17 protein-coding genes and 1 riboswitch are annotated in these 15,829 nt (G+C 63.7%); of the genes, 3 read left to right on the top strand and 14 right to left on the bottom strand.

Features of this window, described 5'->3' with window-relative positions; all coding sequences use genetic code 11:
• Positions 1-51 precede the first annotated feature (51 nt).
• Both ACR0DA_RS11065 and ACR0DA_RS11060 read left to right on the top strand, forming a co-directional pair.
• The gene (locus ACR0DA_RS11065) at positions 52-969 is read left to right on the top strand and encodes a hypothetical protein (RefSeq protein ID WP_480754021.1); all 918 of its coding nucleotides are present in this window, start codon (positions 52-54) and stop codon (positions 967-969) included.
• A gap of 24 nt (positions 970-993) precedes the next feature.
• Positions 994-2,550, top strand: a complete 1,557-nt coding sequence (locus tag ACR0DA_RS11060) for a phosphate ABC transporter substrate-binding/OmpA family protein (RefSeq protein ID WP_480754019.1) — start codon at positions 994-996, stop codon at positions 2,548-2,550.
• A gap of 3 nt (positions 2,551-2,553) precedes the next feature.
• On the opposite strand, the gene radC is transcribed toward ACR0DA_RS11060, so the two are convergent.
• The 13 genes from radC to dnaK all read right to left on the bottom strand — a co-directional run bounded on the left by radC (position 2,554) and on the right by dnaK (position 14,109).
• Positions 2,554-3,309: a RadC family protein gene (gene radC, locus ACR0DA_RS11055; protein WP_170405652.1), complete on the bottom strand. Its 756-nt coding sequence runs from the start codon at positions 3,307-3,309 to the stop codon at positions 2,554-2,556.
• A 36-nt stretch (positions 3,310-3,345) separates the two neighbouring features.
• Entirely contained in the window at positions 3,346-4,080 is a 735-nt protein-coding gene (locus tag ACR0DA_RS11050) for an ABC transporter permease (protein WP_170363994.1), read from the bottom strand.
• Positions 4,077-4,805, bottom strand: coding sequence for an ABC transporter ATP-binding protein (locus ACR0DA_RS11045; RefSeq protein ID WP_480754017.1), 729 nt, complete (start codon positions 4,803-4,805; stop codon positions 4,077-4,079). Before ACR0DA_RS11045 ends, ACR0DA_RS11050 begins: the two co-directional genes overlap by 4 nt.
• The gene (tenA, locus tag ACR0DA_RS11040; RefSeq protein ID WP_480754015.1) at positions 4,802-5,476 is read right to left on the bottom strand and encodes a thiaminase II; all 675 of its coding nucleotides are present in this window, start codon (positions 5,474-5,476) and stop codon (positions 4,802-4,804) included. Before tenA ends, ACR0DA_RS11045 begins: the two co-directional genes overlap by 4 nt.
• Positions 5,473-6,408, bottom strand: coding sequence for an ABC transporter substrate-binding protein (locus ACR0DA_RS11035; RefSeq protein WP_480754014.1), 936 nt, complete (start codon positions 6,406-6,408; stop codon positions 5,473-5,475). Before ACR0DA_RS11035 ends, tenA begins: the two co-directional genes overlap by 4 nt.
• Before the next feature lie 20 nt (positions 6,409-6,428).
• Entirely contained in the window at positions 6,429-7,391 is a 963-nt protein-coding gene (locus ACR0DA_RS11030; RefSeq protein ID WP_480754012.1) for a HesA/MoeB/ThiF family protein, read from the bottom strand.
• Positions 7,388-7,984: a thiamine phosphate synthase gene (locus ACR0DA_RS11025; protein ID WP_170457044.1), complete on the bottom strand. Its 597-nt coding sequence runs from the start codon at positions 7,982-7,984 to the stop codon at positions 7,388-7,390. Before ACR0DA_RS11025 ends, ACR0DA_RS11030 begins: the two co-directional genes overlap by 4 nt.
• Positions 7,981-8,751, bottom strand: a complete 771-nt coding sequence (locus ACR0DA_RS11020) for a thiazole synthase (protein ID WP_480754010.1) — start codon at positions 8,749-8,751, stop codon at positions 7,981-7,983. The genes ACR0DA_RS11025 and ACR0DA_RS11020 overlap by 4 nt, the downstream gene beginning before the upstream one ends.
• A 2-nt stretch (positions 8,752-8,753) precedes the next feature.
• Complete coding sequence (thiS, locus tag ACR0DA_RS11015; protein WP_480754008.1) at positions 8,754-8,948, bottom strand: sulfur carrier protein ThiS; 195 nt, start codon at positions 8,946-8,948, stop codon at positions 8,754-8,756.
• Complete coding sequence (locus ACR0DA_RS11010) at positions 8,932-9,909, bottom strand: FAD-dependent oxidoreductase (protein WP_480754006.1); 978 nt, start codon at positions 9,907-9,909, stop codon at positions 8,932-8,934. Before ACR0DA_RS11010 ends, thiS begins: the two co-directional genes overlap by 17 nt.
• Complete coding sequence (gene thiD, locus ACR0DA_RS11005) at positions 9,906-10,709, bottom strand: bifunctional hydroxymethylpyrimidine kinase/phosphomethylpyrimidine kinase (RefSeq protein WP_480754004.1); 804 nt, start codon at positions 10,707-10,709, stop codon at positions 9,906-9,908. Before thiD ends, ACR0DA_RS11010 begins: the two co-directional genes overlap by 4 nt.
• A gap of 46 nt (positions 10,710-10,755) precedes the next feature.
• A riboswitch (TPP riboswitch) is annotated at positions 10,756-10,858 on the bottom strand.
• A gap of 126 nt (positions 10,859-10,984) precedes the next feature.
• Positions 10,985-12,127, bottom strand: a complete 1,143-nt coding sequence (gene dnaJ, locus ACR0DA_RS11000) for a molecular chaperone DnaJ (protein WP_170361153.1) — start codon at positions 12,125-12,127, stop codon at positions 10,985-10,987.
• A 74-nt stretch (positions 12,128-12,201) separates the two neighbouring features.
• Positions 12,202-14,109, bottom strand: a complete 1,908-nt coding sequence (dnaK, locus tag ACR0DA_RS10995) for a molecular chaperone DnaK (protein ID WP_170342692.1) — start codon at positions 14,107-14,109, stop codon at positions 12,202-12,204.
• Positions 14,110-14,322: 213 nt separating this feature from the next.
• Here dnaK and ACR0DA_RS10990 point away from each other — a divergent pair, with 213 nt between their 5' ends.
• On the top strand, positions 14,323-14,925 hold the full coding sequence (locus tag ACR0DA_RS10990) for an alpha-ketoglutarate-dependent dioxygenase AlkB family protein (RefSeq protein ID WP_480754002.1): 603 nt from the start codon (positions 14,323-14,325) through the stop codon (positions 14,923-14,925).
• On the opposite strand, the gene ACR0DA_RS10985 is transcribed toward ACR0DA_RS10990, so the two are convergent.
• Positions 14,922-15,743: an ABC transporter permease gene (locus ACR0DA_RS10985; RefSeq protein WP_480754000.1), complete on the bottom strand. Its 822-nt coding sequence runs from the start codon at positions 15,741-15,743 to the stop codon at positions 14,922-14,924. The two genes, ACR0DA_RS10990 and ACR0DA_RS10985, sit on opposite strands and share 4 nt — an antisense overlap.
• Positions 15,744-15,829 lie beyond the last annotated feature (86 nt).

Below are 15,829 nucleotides of genomic sequence, written 5' to 3'. Positions count from 1 at the left end.
CCGCGATTGTTAAGCACTCTCCGACTCGCTCCTTCAACTGGGGAGGGTGTCTTGTTTGTAATTCGGAACTACGTGACCACAGGTGGCACGGTCGCATGCGCCTTGGCCATCGGCTACCTGATGCAGAACGGACCGGCCTCGCAGCCGGACGTGCAGGAAACACGTCAGGCGATGATCCAGCCGTCTGGTGAAGGCACCGTGATTGCCGGGTTGGAAGGAATCGTGCTGACCTCGGCAACGCCGACCGCGTCCACGGCCCCCGAACCCTCGGCCAAGGTTCCGCCCCGGGCTGAGCCTGCCGTTCCTCAGGCGCAGGTCAACTGCGATCTCCGGGCCCGCGCAATGGCGGCCCCCAATGCGACAGCACGTTTGACCCTGAAGGCCCCCTGCAACCCCGATGAAACCGTCGAGCTGCACCACAGCGGCATGACGTTCAGCGCCCGAACCGACAAGGACGGTCGTCTGGACCTGTCCATTCCCGCCCTGTCGGAATACGCCATTTTCCTGATCTCGTTCCAAAACCAGCGCGGCACTGTCGCCACCACTCACATTCCTGATTTTTCAGATTATGACCGCGTTGCGCTGCAATGGACGGGGGACACCGAATTGCAGCTGCACGCGTTGGAGTTCGGTGCATCCTATGGCGAAGCCGGGCATGTCTGGTCGAACACCAGCAGTTCCGGCACCGGGCAGGTTGTCCACTTCGGCATTGCCGGCGCGCGCAGTGTCGAGATCTATTCGATCCCCCGCAACGCGGCCGACGCAAATGGCACCGTCGCCCTGAGCGTCGAGGCCGAAGTGACTCCCCGGAATTGTGGACAGGACCTGGATCTGCAAGTGCTCGAGTTGCTGGACGATCAGGGGCTGCGGTCGCGAGAGCTGTCGATCACCCTCCCGGCCTGCGACAGCGGACAGGACTTTCTGGTGTTGAATAATCTGTTCCAAGACCTGACAATCGCCGCAAAGTAACGGCAGGCAGGTCAACAGGTCTTTATGAAGTATCTTCGCGCGACGATGACGATGTTGTCGTTGATGGCTGGCGCTTCAGGCGCCCTCGCTCAGGACATCACGCTGACCTCGCATGACGGCAAGGTCGAGATCACCGGGAACCTGTTGGGGTTTGATGGTGAGTTCTACCGTGTGGACACCCAGTTCGGCGAGCTGACGGTGGATGGATCCGGCGTTACCTGCGACGGTCCGGCTTGCCCCAACCTGATCGACTTTGTGGCCGAAGTGCACTTCTCAGGCGCATCGGTGATGGCCGAATCCCTACTTCCGGCGTTGATCGAAGGCTTTGCGCAACGAGAAAACCTGAACGTGCTAAGCGAAGGCACAGACCCTGCGCAGCTTGTCTTTGCCCTGAGTCAGCCGGATCGAACCGCCCCTTTGGCGCGGTTTTTCCTGCGCGTTTCGGACACCGACCGCGGTTTTGCCGATCTGACCGCCGATCAGGCAGACATCGCTTTGGCGATGCGCGAAATCCGCCCGCAGGAGGCCGCGGCGGCGCAGGAAAACGGTCTGGGCGACCTGTCCCGACCGCGCCGGTCGCGGGTGGTGGCTCTTGGCGCGCTGGTGCCGGTGGTCTCATTGGACAATCCGATCCAGCAGATCTCGGTTTCGGACCTGGCGCGGGTCATAAATGGCGAGGTCGCCAACTGGGCACAGCTCGGTGGCCCGGATGCCCCCATCGCCATTCATCTGCCGGATGTGACAACCGGTGTTGGTCAGGCCGTGCAAGACCAGGTGATGCAGCCAGCCGGTGTGCAGGCGCATGAGGACGTGATCCGCCACACCCGCAGCGCGGAACTGGCAGCAGCGGTTGCGCGCGATCCGTTCGCACTCGGTATCGTCAGCCACGCTGACCCGCAAAACGTGCGCAGTCTGCCGCTGGCCGGCGGATGCGGTCACGCATTGCGCGCCACGCGCGCCGCCATCAAGACCGAGGACTATCCGCTGACCCTGCCGATGTTCCTGTATCTTCCACAGCGGCGCCTCCCGAAGATCGCCCGCCAGTTTCTGGCGTATGTCCAAAGCCCCGAGGCACAGATGGTCATCCGGCAAGCCGGTTTCGTCGACCAGTCCCACGAACTGGTACGTCTTGGGCTTCAGGGCGACCGGTTGGCCAACGCCATCACCTCGGGTGGGTCCGAGGTGGGTCTGGAAGAACTGCAACGGATGATCGAAACTCTGCGCCCGCTGTCGCGCCTGTCGGTGTCTTTCCGGTTCGAGCCGGGATCGTCGCGGCCAGACGCGCAGTCGCGATCGAACATCCTGCAAATGGCGCAGGCGCTTGAATCGGGCCAGTATGACGGGCGCAAACTGGTCTTCGTCGGATTCAGTGACGGAGACGGTGCTGCGGAAACCAATGCCCGCATCGCCTTGCGGCGCGCACAGACAGTGCGGAACGCGATCCTTGCCGCGATCGAAACCGCCGTCCCCGAAACCGTCGAGATCGCCGTCGAAGGTTTCGGTGAAGCCATGCCCATGGCCTGCGACGACACGGAATGGGGCCGCAAGGCCAACCGTCGTGTCGAAGTCTGGGTGCGCTAGCGGTCAGAGATAACCTTCCGAGCGGAAGCTCAGCTCGGTCGATTTGCCGATGATCAGGTGGTCGTGCAAGGTCAGCCCCAGTGCGGCGCAGGCATCGTTGATGCGGTTGGTCATGTCGATATCCGACTGCGACGGGGTTGGATCACCCGACGGATGATTGTGCACCAGGATCAGCGCCGAGGCGTTTAGTTCCAGCGCGCGTTTGGCGACCTCGCGCGGGTAGACGGGTACGTGATCGACGGTGCCCTTGGCCTGCTCCTCATCCGCGATGAGCACGTTCTTGCGGTCCAGGAAGAACACGCGGAACTGCTCGATCTCGCGATGCGCCATGGTGGTGTGGCAATAATCCAGCAACGCGTCCCAGCTGGAAATCACGTGCCGCTGCATCACCCGGGCGCGGGCCATGCGATGGGCGCAAGCCTCGAGGATCTTGAGGTCGGTGATGACCGTATCGCCCACGCCCTTGATCTGACGCAGGCGTTCCACAGGGGCGGTCAGCACCCGGTTGAAATCGCCGAATGTATCCAGCAGCAGCCGCGCCAGCGGTTTCACGTCCTGCCGGGGGATCGAGCGGAACAGGACCAGTTCCAGCAACTCGTAATCCGGCATCGCCCCGGCGCCGCCCGACATGAACCGTTCACGCAGGCGCTTGCGGTGGTCCTTGATATACGAGGGCAGCCGACCCGTGGGCAGCGGCGTCACCGGCGCTTCGTCAGTTTCGAACAGCGATGGGGCTTCGGCAAAAGCGTCCTTGGTCATGCGCCCATGATTGCCCCAGAATCGGTTTCCGAATGGTTAACGCGCCTCACCGGCCATGCGGGCCGTGGCGCGGCGCACGGCCAGATGCAGCAGGATCGAGAACACCCCCAGCGTCAGCATCGCAGCGAACATCAGGTCGGTCTTGGCGCGACCATTGGCCAGCAGCATCAGGTATCCCAGCCCCTGCGACGAGCCGACCCATTCGCCGATCACCGCCCCGATCGGGGCATAGACCGCCGCCAGCCGCATCCCCGAAGCCAGCGAGGGTAGCGCCGCCGGGATGCGGATATGCCACAACACGCTGCGCGGGCTGGCCTGCATGGTGCGGGCCAAGTCCAGATAGCCGGACGGCGTGCGCATCAGCCCGTCGAAAAACGACGAGGTGATGGGGAAATAGATGATCAGCACCGCCATCGCGACCTTGGACCACAGCCCATAGCCCAGCCACAGGGTCAGCAACGGTGCCAACGCAAAGACCGGCAGCGCCTGGGTGAACACCAGCATCGGCTGCACCAGCACTCGCGCAGCGCGGGAATTGGCTAGCTGCAGCGCGGTGACGACGCCCAGCACGGTGCCGCAGGCCAAACCGATCAGCACCTCGATGGCGGTGATCCAGGTGTGTTCGGCGATCAGCCAGCGGTTCTGCCACCAGGTCTCGGCCACCAATGCCGGGCCGGGCAGGATGAATTTCGGCAGGCCGGTCAGGGTGACGATCGCTTGCCAGAGGACCAGCGCAAACAGCGTCGCGGCAAGGGCCGAGAGCGTCTTCATGCCACCTCCTCGCGCAGCAGTTTCAGCAGCGCGCCCTGCGTCTCCAGCGTTTCCAGATCGTCCACCTTCCGCGGCACCGGCGCGTGAGGCGGTTGGCATGGGGTCAGGCCGTGTCGCGTCATCACCATGATCGACTGGCCCAGACGCGCGGCCTCGGCCGGGTCATGGGTAACCAGCAGGACGGTCCGTCCCTGCAAAGCCTCGGCAGCCAGATCCTGCATGTCTGCACGGGTGCGCGCATCCAGCGCAGAGAACGGCTCGTCCAGCAGGATGATCGGCTTGTCTTCCATCAGGGTCCGGGCCAATGCCACCCGCTGACGCTGCCCGCCCGAAAGTTCCGAGGGCTTCTTGGTCATGTGGTCCTGCAGCCGCATCCGTTCGATCAGCCGGGCGCGGCGGTCCTGATCGACCCGCTCGCCGCGCAGCCGGGCGCCCAGCGCCACGTTCTGCGCCACCGTGGCCCAGGGCAGCAGCAGATCGTCCTGCGCCATGTAGGCTACGCGCTCGGCCACCGGCAGCCTGTCGCTGGCGCGGATCTCGCCGGTGAACTCGGCCCCGGTCGCCAACCCGGCGATCAGGCGCAGAACCGTGGTCTTGCCGACCCCCGATCCGCCCAGCAGGCAGGTCCACTGCCCGGTCTTCAGCGACAGGGTCAGCGGCGCAAACAAGGGCGCGCTGTCGATACTAGCCTGTCCGCTGATGGTCAGATCAGGGGGCGGGGTCATGGGGTCAGACCCATCTGCCAGAAGTTCACCTCGAGCTCGGTCGCGGTGCGGAAGGTCTGGCACAGGCGATCCCAACGCGGTGTGGTACGGAAATCCGCCCCAAGTCGCCTTGATAGAGCCGAATCCAGCAGTTCACCCACAGCCTGACAGGCTTCCTGATATTCACTGCTGGAATAAGCGTTGATCCAGTCGCGATAGGTGTCCGAGGCGGCCTCGGCCGCCAGCCGTGTGCCGATTTCCCCGTATCCCATCACGCAGGGCGCCAGCGCCGCCAGCAGATCCAGCAGATCACCGCTGTAGCCGGCCTCGAGTACATAGCGTGTATAGGCCAGGTTCTCGGGGCGTTCGGGCGTGGCGAACAGCTCGTCCTGGCTGATGCCCTCGGCCTCGCAAATGCCGATATGCAACTTCATCTCTTCGCTGATCAGACCGTTCACCGTGCGCGACGCGGCCAGCATCTCGGCATGCGTTTCCGATTTCACCACCGCCAGCGCCCAGGCGCGCGAGAAATGGATCAGGAACACGTAATCCTGCCGCAAATAATGCAGAAACGCCTCGCGCGGCAGGGTGCCGTCCTTCAGCCCCTCGACAAAGGCGTGGCGGGTATAGTCCCGCCACGGCCCCTGCGCCGCATCGCGCATCAGTGCGAAGGCTTTGCCATAGTCGCTCATTGCACGGTCACGTCGATGGTGATGTCGCTGACCGGGTTGATGCTGTCGATCATGCCGGAGTCTTTCAGAAAGGCCTCGAACCGGGCATAGCGGCCGGCATCAAAGCCCGCCGGGCGCAGCGCGAAACGCGGCAGCGTGTCGACCCAGGCGCGGGCGTTCAGCTCGTCCTGCAGCTCGGGCGAGGTGGCGGCGAAGATCTCCCAGCTTTTTTCCGGGTTGTTCACGATATACTGCGTGGCCTTCTCGGTTGCGGCCAGGAAGCGGGCAATCATGTCCTTGTCCATCGTTTCGGGGTTGGCCACATAGATCAGCTCGTCATAGGGAGGCACGCCTTCTTCCTCGATGTAGAAGCAGCGGCCCGGAACGCCTTCGATGTCCATCTGGTTCAGCTCGAAATTTCGGAAGGCGCCGATCACGGCATCCACCTGCCCCGTCATCAGCGACGGCGACAGCGAGAAGTTGACGTTGATCATCTCGATATCGTCCAGCGACACGCCATGCGCATTCAGCATCGCGGTCAGGATCGCCTCTTCGACACCGGCAACCGAAAAACCGATCTTCTTGCCCTTGAGGTCGGCCAGCGATTTGATCGGGCCGTCCTCGAGAACCAGCAGGCAGTTCAGGGGCGTGGCGACCAGCGTCCCGACCCGTTTCAGCGGCAGGCCCTCGTGGATCTGCAGGTGCAGCTGCGGCTGGTACGACACGGCCAGATCGGCCTGACCGGCGGCCACAAGGCGCGGCGGGGCCGACGGATCGGCGGGCGGGACGATTTCGACCTCAAGCCCCTGTTCGGCGAAATAGCCGTTTTCCTGCGCCACGATGATCGGCCCGTGGTCGGGATTCACGAACCAGTCCAGCAGGACGGTCATCTTGTCCTGCGCCCAGGCGGGCGCGGCGGCCAGCAGGGCAAGGGCGGTGATCAGTTTCTTCATGGTCTGCGTTTCCTTTTGCTTCACGACGTTGCGGCGGCGACCAGAACGATCCGGCCGGGCCAATGGGGGTGGAGTTCCTCGGCTGCGCGCCAGGCGCGCAGCCCGGTGGTACAGCAGAGAGCCAGCGTTTTGCCCTTGTTAGGGTCGGTTTTCAGCGCCTCTACCGTCAGGCGGCGGGCGTTAGGATGGATCGGCCTGGGCGCCTCCTCGACGCTGCGCAGATCGACGATCAGGTCGTCCGGGGTCAGCTGCGCGGGCGCGACAAAGGGGAAATGGCTGTCGGGCTCCGGCGCGGTGTCAAAGCGGAATCCGCTGCTGGAGCAGGTACGGCCATCCACCTGCACTATCTGGCCCAGGGGCGAGGGATCGAGGCCCAGGATCACGCCCAGCGCCATCTGCACCTGCATCGCGCCGACCATGCTCACGACCGGGCCCAGAACGCCTGCGGTGGCGCAGCTGGCGCCGCTGTCGGGCGCGTCGGGAAACACCGCGCGCAGAGACGGCGCGCCGCCGCAGAACCCGCCGACATACCCCGACAGGCCCAGAACCGAGGCGCTGATCAGCGGCGTGCCCTGCGCCAGGCAGGTATCCGACAGCGTATAGCTGGCCGCGTAGCTGTCGGCGCAGTCCAGAACCAAATCGGCCTCGCCCACCAGATCGGCGGCATTTGCCGGTGTTAGAGCCTGTTTGTTGGCCTCAACGGTGATCTCACTGTTCAGCGCCCGGCAGCGTTCGGCTGCGGCTTCGGCCTTGGGGCGGGCGCAATCGGATTCGGTGAACAGCGTCTGGCGGTGCAGGTTCGACAGGTCCACCGTATCGGGATCGACGATGGTAAGATGCCCCACCCCGGCCCCGGCCAACAGCGGCAGCACGGGCACGGCCAGCCCCCCGGCGCCCACCACCAGAACCCGCGCGCGGGCAAGGCGGTTCTGCCCCTCGGCCCCGACCTCGGGCAGGATCATCTGGCGGGCGTAACGGCTCATCGCGTGACCTCGATCCACTGGCGCACCCGCGCTTCGGGGTCAGGGTTCAGGGTGATGTCGGTGACGACCGAGACGATGTCGGCCCCGGCCTGAAACACGCCCGGCGCACGCTCGACGCTCATGCCGCCGATGCCGACCAGGGGGATGTCGCCCACGCGCCGTTTCCACTCGGTCACGCGCGGCAGGCCCTGTTGGTGCCATTTCATCTTTTTCAGGATGGTCGGATAGACCGGCCCCAAGGCCACATAGTCCGGGTCCATCGACAGCACACGTTCAAGCTCGTCATCGTCATGGGTGGACACGCCCAGTTTCAGCCCGGCCTTGCGGATGGCGGGCAGATCAGCACCGTCCAGATCCTCCTGCCCCAGATGAATCCAGTCACAACCCACGTCGATGGCGGCCTGCCAATAGTCGTTCACCACCAGCACCGCGCCGTGATCGCGGCACAGGGCCTGCGCGGTGGCGATTTCCGCGCGCACCACCTCGTCGGGCTGATCCTTGATGCGCAGCTGCACCAGCTTCACGCCCAAGGGCAGCATCCGCCGAAGCCAATCGGTATGATCGAAGATCGGGTAGAAGCGGTCGAGCGTCATGACAGAAAGGCCTTTCCGATCACGGGGGTCGAGGGTTCGGCCATGTCGCGCGGCTCGATCGGGTCGGCCTGATGCGCCAATTGCCCGGCCTGCACCGCCTGCGCCATGGCCTGCGCCATCGCCACCGGATCGCCCGCACGGGCGACGGCGGTGTTCAGCAGAACCGCGTCATAGCCCAGCTCCATCGCGTGGGCGGCGTGGCTGGGCAGGCCGATGCCAGCATCCACCACCAGCGGCACGTCGGGAAACTCAGCCCGCATCGCACGGAGGGCGTATTCGTTGTTCAAACCCCGCCCCGACCCGATCGGCGCGCCCCAGGGCATCAGCACCTGACACCCGGCGGCCAGCAGGCGCTCGGCCACGATCAGGTCTTCGGTGGTGTAAGGGAACACCTGGAACCCCTCGTCGGTCAGAATGCGCGCGGCCTCGACCAGTTGGAACACGTCGGGTTGCAGGCTGTCGGTGTGGCCGATCAGTTCCAGCTTGATCCACGGCGTGTCGAACACCTCGCGCGCCATGTGGGCGGTGGTGACGGCCTCTTTGACGGTGTGACAGCCGGCGGTATTGGGCAGGATCAGCACACCCAGATCGCGGATCATCGACCAGAAGGCCTGACCGGCTCCGCCCGCGCCCTCGCGCCGCAGCGAGACGGTGGCGACACCCGCGCCGCTGCCCCGGAAGGCCTGTTCCAGGATCGCCGGGCTGGGATATTGCGCGGTGCCGAGCATCAGCGGGTTGGGCAGTTCGGTGCCGTAAAACGTCTTCATCTTCAGCCCCCCTGCATCGGTGCGACGACCTCGACCCGGTCGCCCTCGGCCAGTTTGTGCGCGATGCGCAGGCTGGAAGGCACGAATTCCTCGTTCACCGCGGTGGCAACTCGGCCGGAAAAGCCGCATTCCGCCAGCAAGTCGCCAAGGGTTTCGGCGCGGACCTCGCGCGGCGCGCCATTAAGCACAATCTTCATCGACCATCTCCGAATGTGTGTTTTCCAGCGCCAGATCGGCCACGCCCCGGGCCAGCGCCGGGGCCAGCAGGTAGCCGTGGCGATACAACCCGTTGGCATAGATCGTCCGCCCCAGCCGGCGGATGCGCGGCAGGTTGTCGGGAAAGGCCGGGCGCAGATCGACGCCGATCTCCAGCACTTCGGCCTCGCCAAAGGCCGGGTTCAGCGCATAGGCCGCACTGAGCAGCTCCAGCATCGAGCGCGCGGTGATGCGGCTGCTGTCCTCGGTTTCGATCATCGTTGCGCCCAGCATGTAGATGCCCTCGCCCCGCGGTACGACATAGAGCGGCATCCGGGGATGCAACAGCCGCACGGGCCGGGTCAGCGTCACGTCGGGGCAGCGGATCACCAGCATTTCACCCTTCACGCCGCGCAGGTCGTGCAGGATGTCGCGCGCGTGCAGGCCCCGGCAGTCGATGGCGTTTTCCAGCCGCGACGGGGCCAGCTTGCGGAGGAATTCGACGCCCTTGTCCTGCAAACCGCGATAAAGGTCTTGCAGGGCGCGGCGAGGGTCCAGATGGGCCTCGTCGGCGAAGAACAGGCCTTGGGAAAACCCGTGCAGATCAGGCTCTAATTCAGCGATTTTCGCTTGATCGACCTGCGTGAACCCCTCGGTCCGGCGGGCAAAGCGGCGCAGGTCGGGCAGGTCGCGCGTGTTGGCCACGACCAGCGTTCCCTGCCGCGCGACCCGGGTGCGGGCCGCCCACCAGTCGATCGCCTGCTGCCCCAGCCTCAGCACCGGTTCCTCGGCATTTTCATATTCGCACCACGGCGCCAGCATGCCGCCGGCCCACCAGGAACACCCATGCGGACCGGGCGGCCCGCCCGGATCGAACACCTGCACCCGCGCGCCCCGCGCCACCAGTTCCGAGGCCACTGCCAAGCCGGCGACGCCTGCACCTATGACCGACCAGACCGTCACGCCGGCCATACACGGTGGAAGTGATGTACCGGCCCGTGGCCCGAGCCGACCTGCAACTCATCCGCGCGGGTGATCGCGCCTTGCAGGTAGTCATGCGCCTGCGCCACCGCATCGACCAGAGGCAGCCCCTTGGCCAGAACGGCCGCGACGGCCGAGGACAGGGTGCATCCGGTGCCGTGGGTGTTGCGCGTGTCCTGACGGGGCGCGGTAAATTCACCGATGACGCCGTTCTGATCGATCAGCAGATCATGGCAGGTATCGCCCTTGCCGTGTCCGCCTTTCATCAGGACGGCCCCAGCCCCCAGGGTGCACAGGTCATGGCCCTGCGCGACCATCTCCTCGGGCGTTTCGGCGACCAGCCGGTCCAGCAGACAGGCGGCCTCGGGCAGGTTCGGGGTCAGGACGGTGGCGCGGGGCAGCAGCACCTCGCGCAACGTTTGCACCGCCTCGCGCGCCAGCAGGGCATCGCCCGATTTGGCGATCATCACCGGGTCCAGCACGATGGGCCCGGCAAAGCCGGACAGGCCGTCGGCGACGGTTTGGATGATCTCGGGCGTGGCCAACATGCCGATCTTGACCGCGCGCACGTCCAGATCGGACAGAACCGCGTCGATCTGCGCGGCAATCACGTCCAGCGGGATACCATGCACAGCGGTGACCGCCTGCGTGTTCTGGGCGGTGACCGCGGTGATGACACTGGCACCGAACACACCCAGCGCCGACATCGCTTTGAGATCGGCCTGAATACCGGCCCCTCCGCCGCTGTCGGATCCTGCGATGGTCAAAGCGATATGCGCCATGTCGCTCCCTTCTTACATGTGGGGCAACGCGGGCATGGAAAACGTCTGAGTGTTTTAGACCGTTCCCTCCGCCGGTATTGCCCGGATCAGGTTCGATGGGTTGGCTCGCGCCTCTCAGCCCCGGCTCCGGGGCACCCCAACGGTTGGCGCGGACATTCTCAAGGCTGAGGCCGAGAATCAAGGGCCAATTCCGCGCAGTTTCGGTCCAAACTGGACTTAGGAAACAAAAAAGCCGGCGATGATACGCCGGCCTTTCGGTCTCTGGAACGCTGGGATCAGCTTTGCATTCTCTCCCAGAAGGATTTGACGGATGAGAAAAAGCTTTTCGATTCCGGGTGGTTGTCCTCTCCCAAATCGTCGAACTCCTGCAGCAGCTCTTTTTGCCGCGCGGTCAGGTTGACCGGAGTCTCGACCGCAAGCTCGATGAACATGTCACCGATACCGCCGCCCCGCAGCGCAGGCATACCTTTGCCGCGCAGGCGCATCTGCCGGCCCGACTGGCTGCCGGCCGGAATCTGCACCCGGCCGCGGCCACCGTCGATGGTGGGCACCTCGATCGAACCGCCCAGCGCCGCCTTCGCCATGCTGACAGGCACGCGGCAATACAGGTTCGGGCCATCCCGCTCGAACAGTTTGTGCGGAGTCACCTCGACAAAGATGTAGAGATCGCCCGGAGGACCGCCGCGCATCCCGGCCTCGCCTTCGCCCGCCAAACGGATGCGGGTGCCGGTTTCGACGCCTGCCGGAATGTTGACCGACAGCGCGCGTTCCTTCTCGACCCGGCCCGAGCCGTGGCAGGATTTGCAGGGGTTTTTGATGATTTGCCCCAGGCCCGCACAGGTCGGGCAGCTGCGCTCGACAGTGAAAAAGCCCTGTTGTGCGCGTACCTTGCCCATGCCGGAACAGGTCGGGCAGGTGGTTGGTTCAACTCCGCCCTCGGCGCCGGTGCCCTCGCAGGACGAACAGGCCACGGCTGTCGGGACGTTGATGGTTTTCTGCAGGCCGGAATAGGCCTCTTCCAGCGAAACCCTCAGGTTGTAGCGAAGGTCCGAACCGCGAGCAGCCCGGCGTCCGCCGCCGCCACGCTGTCCACCCATGAAATCGCCGAACAGGTCATCGAACACATCGGAAAACGCGCTGGAGAAATCGCCCGATCCAAAGCCGCCACCACGCTGGCCGCCGCCCATGCCATTCTCGAACGCAGCATGGCCGAACCGGTCATACGCGGCCTTTTTGTCAGCGTCGCGCAGAACGTCATAGGCCTCGTTGGCCTCTTTGAACAGGGCCTCGGCGTCCGGGTTGTCTTTATTGCGATCGGGGTGCAGCTCTTTCGCCTTCCGGCGAAAAGCTTTCTTGATCTCATCCGCCGAAGCACCCTTGGACACGCCGAGCACTTCGTAATAGTCGCGTTTTGACATCGGTATTTCCTTCTGCCTCAACGTAAACGGGCCGGCCCGGCATCCGGACCGGCCCGAATCGGCCCGGTTACCCGTTAGTTGCGCTTGTCATCGTCCAAGTCTTCGAACTCGGCATCGACGATGTCGTCATCGCCGGGACCCGCATCCGCGGCTGCCGGTTCGTCGCTGGCCTCTTCGGACTGCGCCTTGTAGATCGCCTCACCCAGTTTCATGGCCGCTTCGGTCACGTTCTGGATGCCAGCCTTGATCTTGTCGGCATTGTCCGACTCGACCTCGTCCTTGAGGGCCGCCAGCGCCAGTTCGATGGCCTCGATGGTCGACGGATCGACCTTGTCGCCATGCTCCTCGATCGATTTCTCGGTCGCGTGGATCAGGCTTTCGGCCTGGTTCTTGGCTTCGACCAGCTCCTTGCGTTTGCGGTCGGCTTCGGCGTTTTCCTCGGCGTCCTTGACCATCTTCTCGATGTCTTCTTCCGACAGACCGCCCGAGGCCTGGATGGTGATCTTCTGTTCCTTGCCGGTGCCTTTGTCCTTGGCCGAAACCGAGACAATGCCGTTGGCGTCGATGTCGAAGGTCACCTCGATCTGAGGCATGCCGCGCGGGGCCGGCGGGATGTCTTCAAGGTTGAACTGGCCCAGGATCTTGTTGTCCGCAGCCATTTCACGTTCACCCTGGAACACCCGGATGGTCACGGCGTTCTGGTTGTCCTCGGCGGTCGAGAAGACCTGGGACTTCTTGGTCGGGATCGTGGTGTTGCGGTCGATCAGGCGGGTGAACACGCCGCCCAGAGTTTCGATGCCCAGTGACAGCGGGGTCACGTCCAGCAGAACCACGTCCTTGACGTCGCCTTGCAGAACACCGGCCTGGATCGCAGCACCCATGGCCACGACTTCGTCCGGGTTCACACCTTTGTGCGGCTCCTTGCCAAAGAACTTGGTCACCTCTTCGATGACTTTCGGCATCCGGGTCATACCACCGACCAGAACAACCTCATCCACGTCGCTGGCCGAGATGCCGGCGTCTTTCAAAGCGGCCTGGCAGGGCTTCAGCGACTTCTTGATCAGGTCGCCGACCAGCGATTCCAGCTTGGCACGGGTCAGCTTCATGACCATGTGCAGCGGCTGACCGTTCGCGCCCATCGAGATGAACGGCTGGTTGATCTCGGTCTGGGTGGTCGAGCTGAGCTCGATCTTGGCCTTCTCTGCGGCTTCCTTCAGACGCTGCAGCGCCATCTTGTCCTGGCTCAGGTCGACGCCGTGTTCTTTTTTGAACTCGTCGGCCAGGTAGTTGACGATGCGCATGTCAAAGTCTTCACCACCCAGGAAGGTGTCACCATTGGTCGATTTGACCTCGAACAGGCCGTCGTCGATTTCCAGGATGGTCACGTCGAAGGTACCACCGCCAAGGTCATAGACCGCGATGGTCTGGCTGTCCTGCTTGTCCAGGCCATAGGCCAGCGCTGCGGCAGTCGGTTCGTTGATGATCCGCAGCACTTCCAGACCGGCGATCTTGCCGGCGTCCTTGGTGGCCTGACGCTGAGCGTCGTTGAAATAGGCCGGAACGGTGATCACGGCCTGCGTGACTTCTTCACCCAGATAGCTTTCGGCGGTTTCTTTCATCTTGCCGAGGATGAAGGCCGAGATCTGGCTTGGGGAGTATTTCTGCCCGCGGGCCTCGACCCAAGCGTCGCCGTTGCCGCCATCGACGATGGCGTAGGGCACCATTTTCTTGTCCTTCTGGACTTCTGCGTCATCCACACGACGCCCGATCAGGCGCTTGACGCCAAAAATCGTGTTGTCGGGGTTGGTGACCGCCTGGCGTTTCGCCGGCTGCCCGACCAGTCGCTCGTCTTCGGTGAAGGCGACGATCGAGGGCGTGGTCCGCGCCCCTTCCGCGTTTTCGATGACCTTCGGCTGTGCGCCGTCCATGATGGCTACGCACGAGTTGGTGGTCCCGAGGTCAATCCCGATTACTTTTCCCATTTTTCGATCCCTTTCTTTTCAAGGCGATGTCCCGAGGCCGGAACCCGTTACGGCATCCCTGCCCCGATCTGCTGGGCGCGACAGGTCTACACCATCGCGCGTCCCGGCGTATATAAGGGCGAGGCCTGAGGCCTGCAAGCGTTGTGAAATGCAGGTTTTCGGGAATCTTGGGCCTTTTTTGGCAAGGATTTCGAAAGGAATGAGGTTTCTGTCATGACGCGCATGAATTTACGGGGGTTCGACATCCGAAAAGGCCATCTGGACGGCGCTGCTCAGCAGCAGATCATCGAGCTTTTGCGGCCGATTCTGAAAGCCGCTCCGCTGTTTCATCCCAGCACCGCTTCAGGGCGCAAAATGTCGGTTCGCATGACGTCTGCCGGAACGTTGGGCTGGGTGTCGGACGGGGCCGGATACCGGTACCAGGACGCGCACCCCAAGGGCATGGCGTGGCCTGCCATTCCGGACCCAATCCTGTCGATCTGGCGCGACCTTGCCGGAACCGCTCGAGATCCCGATTGCTGTCTGATCAACTACTACGGCGAAGGCGCAAAGATGGGAATGCACCAGGACAAGGACGAGGCCGATTTCTCGTGGCCGGTCCTGTCGGTTTCGTTGGGCGATGACGCCTTGTTCCGGATCGGCAACACGACCCGCGGCGGCAAAACCGAGTCCGTCTGGCTGAGTTCCGGCGACGTGGTCGTCATGGGCGGTCCCGCCCGGTTGGCCTATCACGGTATCGACCGGATCCGCTTCGGCTCTTCGCGCCTGCTGCCCAAAGGGGGCCGGATCAACCTGACGCTGCGCGTGGCAACCTAACGGCGCGCATCCCAGCTTTTCGAGATGTGCTTGCGGGTAAAGAACTCTCCCAGCAACCCGATCATCATCAGGGCGATACCGACCCAAAGCGCATATTCCCAGCTGGAATTGCGCGGAAAATAGTTGCGAAACACGAAACCGCGGCACTGATCGATCACGTGAAACAACGGGTTCCAGGCGAACATGGCCAGCATCCACCCGCCCAGCGCATTGCCCACGAACATCTTGCCCGAGAAGATCATGTTCATCCGGCGATAGACATTGCTGAGAATGGTGGAGGTCTGCGGCATCCACGGCTTGAGCGCCATGAAGACCAGACCGACCGCGCAGCCGGTGTACCACGCAAGGATCAGCATCGCGAACGCGCCGCCCGGGTCCTGCATCTCGATCGGATTGACCGCGACACTGTAGACGAACAGGATCACCAGGATTGAAACGACCTGCGTGTACAAGGTCCCGAAGGCGGCGGCCAAAAGCAGAACAATCATGTTCATCGGCGAATGCAGCATCATGGGGTTGTTGGTGCCTCCAAGCCCCGCGATCGCACCGACGGACTTGATGTGCGTCATGAACAGAAAGATGCCGGACAGGATGTACAGGATGAACTCACCCCGTATCTTGGCAACCCGTCCGCCCAGAAACGACATGATGAAATAGAACACGGTCGCCATCAAAACGACCTGGACGATGTTCATCATGATGGCGATTACGGCGTTGGAATGCTGCGAGCGGATGTTGCGGACCACGGCATGAAACACCAGTTCCGCAAGGTTGAATGCCCCACCCACAAGGCTGCTGCTTCGCTTGTAATAGAACACTCGAACGCTCTTTCCCGGTTTTGTTCCGCCAGCGTGGCACGAATTCCTTGCCGTTCCGTATCCGGCACAGCATAAGTTCGTCAGGT

The sequence above is a fragment of the Ruegeria sp. CI8 genome (assembly GCF_056536865.1).
The sequence above is the reverse complement of the archived record's forward strand: the minus strand, read 5'-3'. Positions and strand labels throughout refer to the sequence as shown.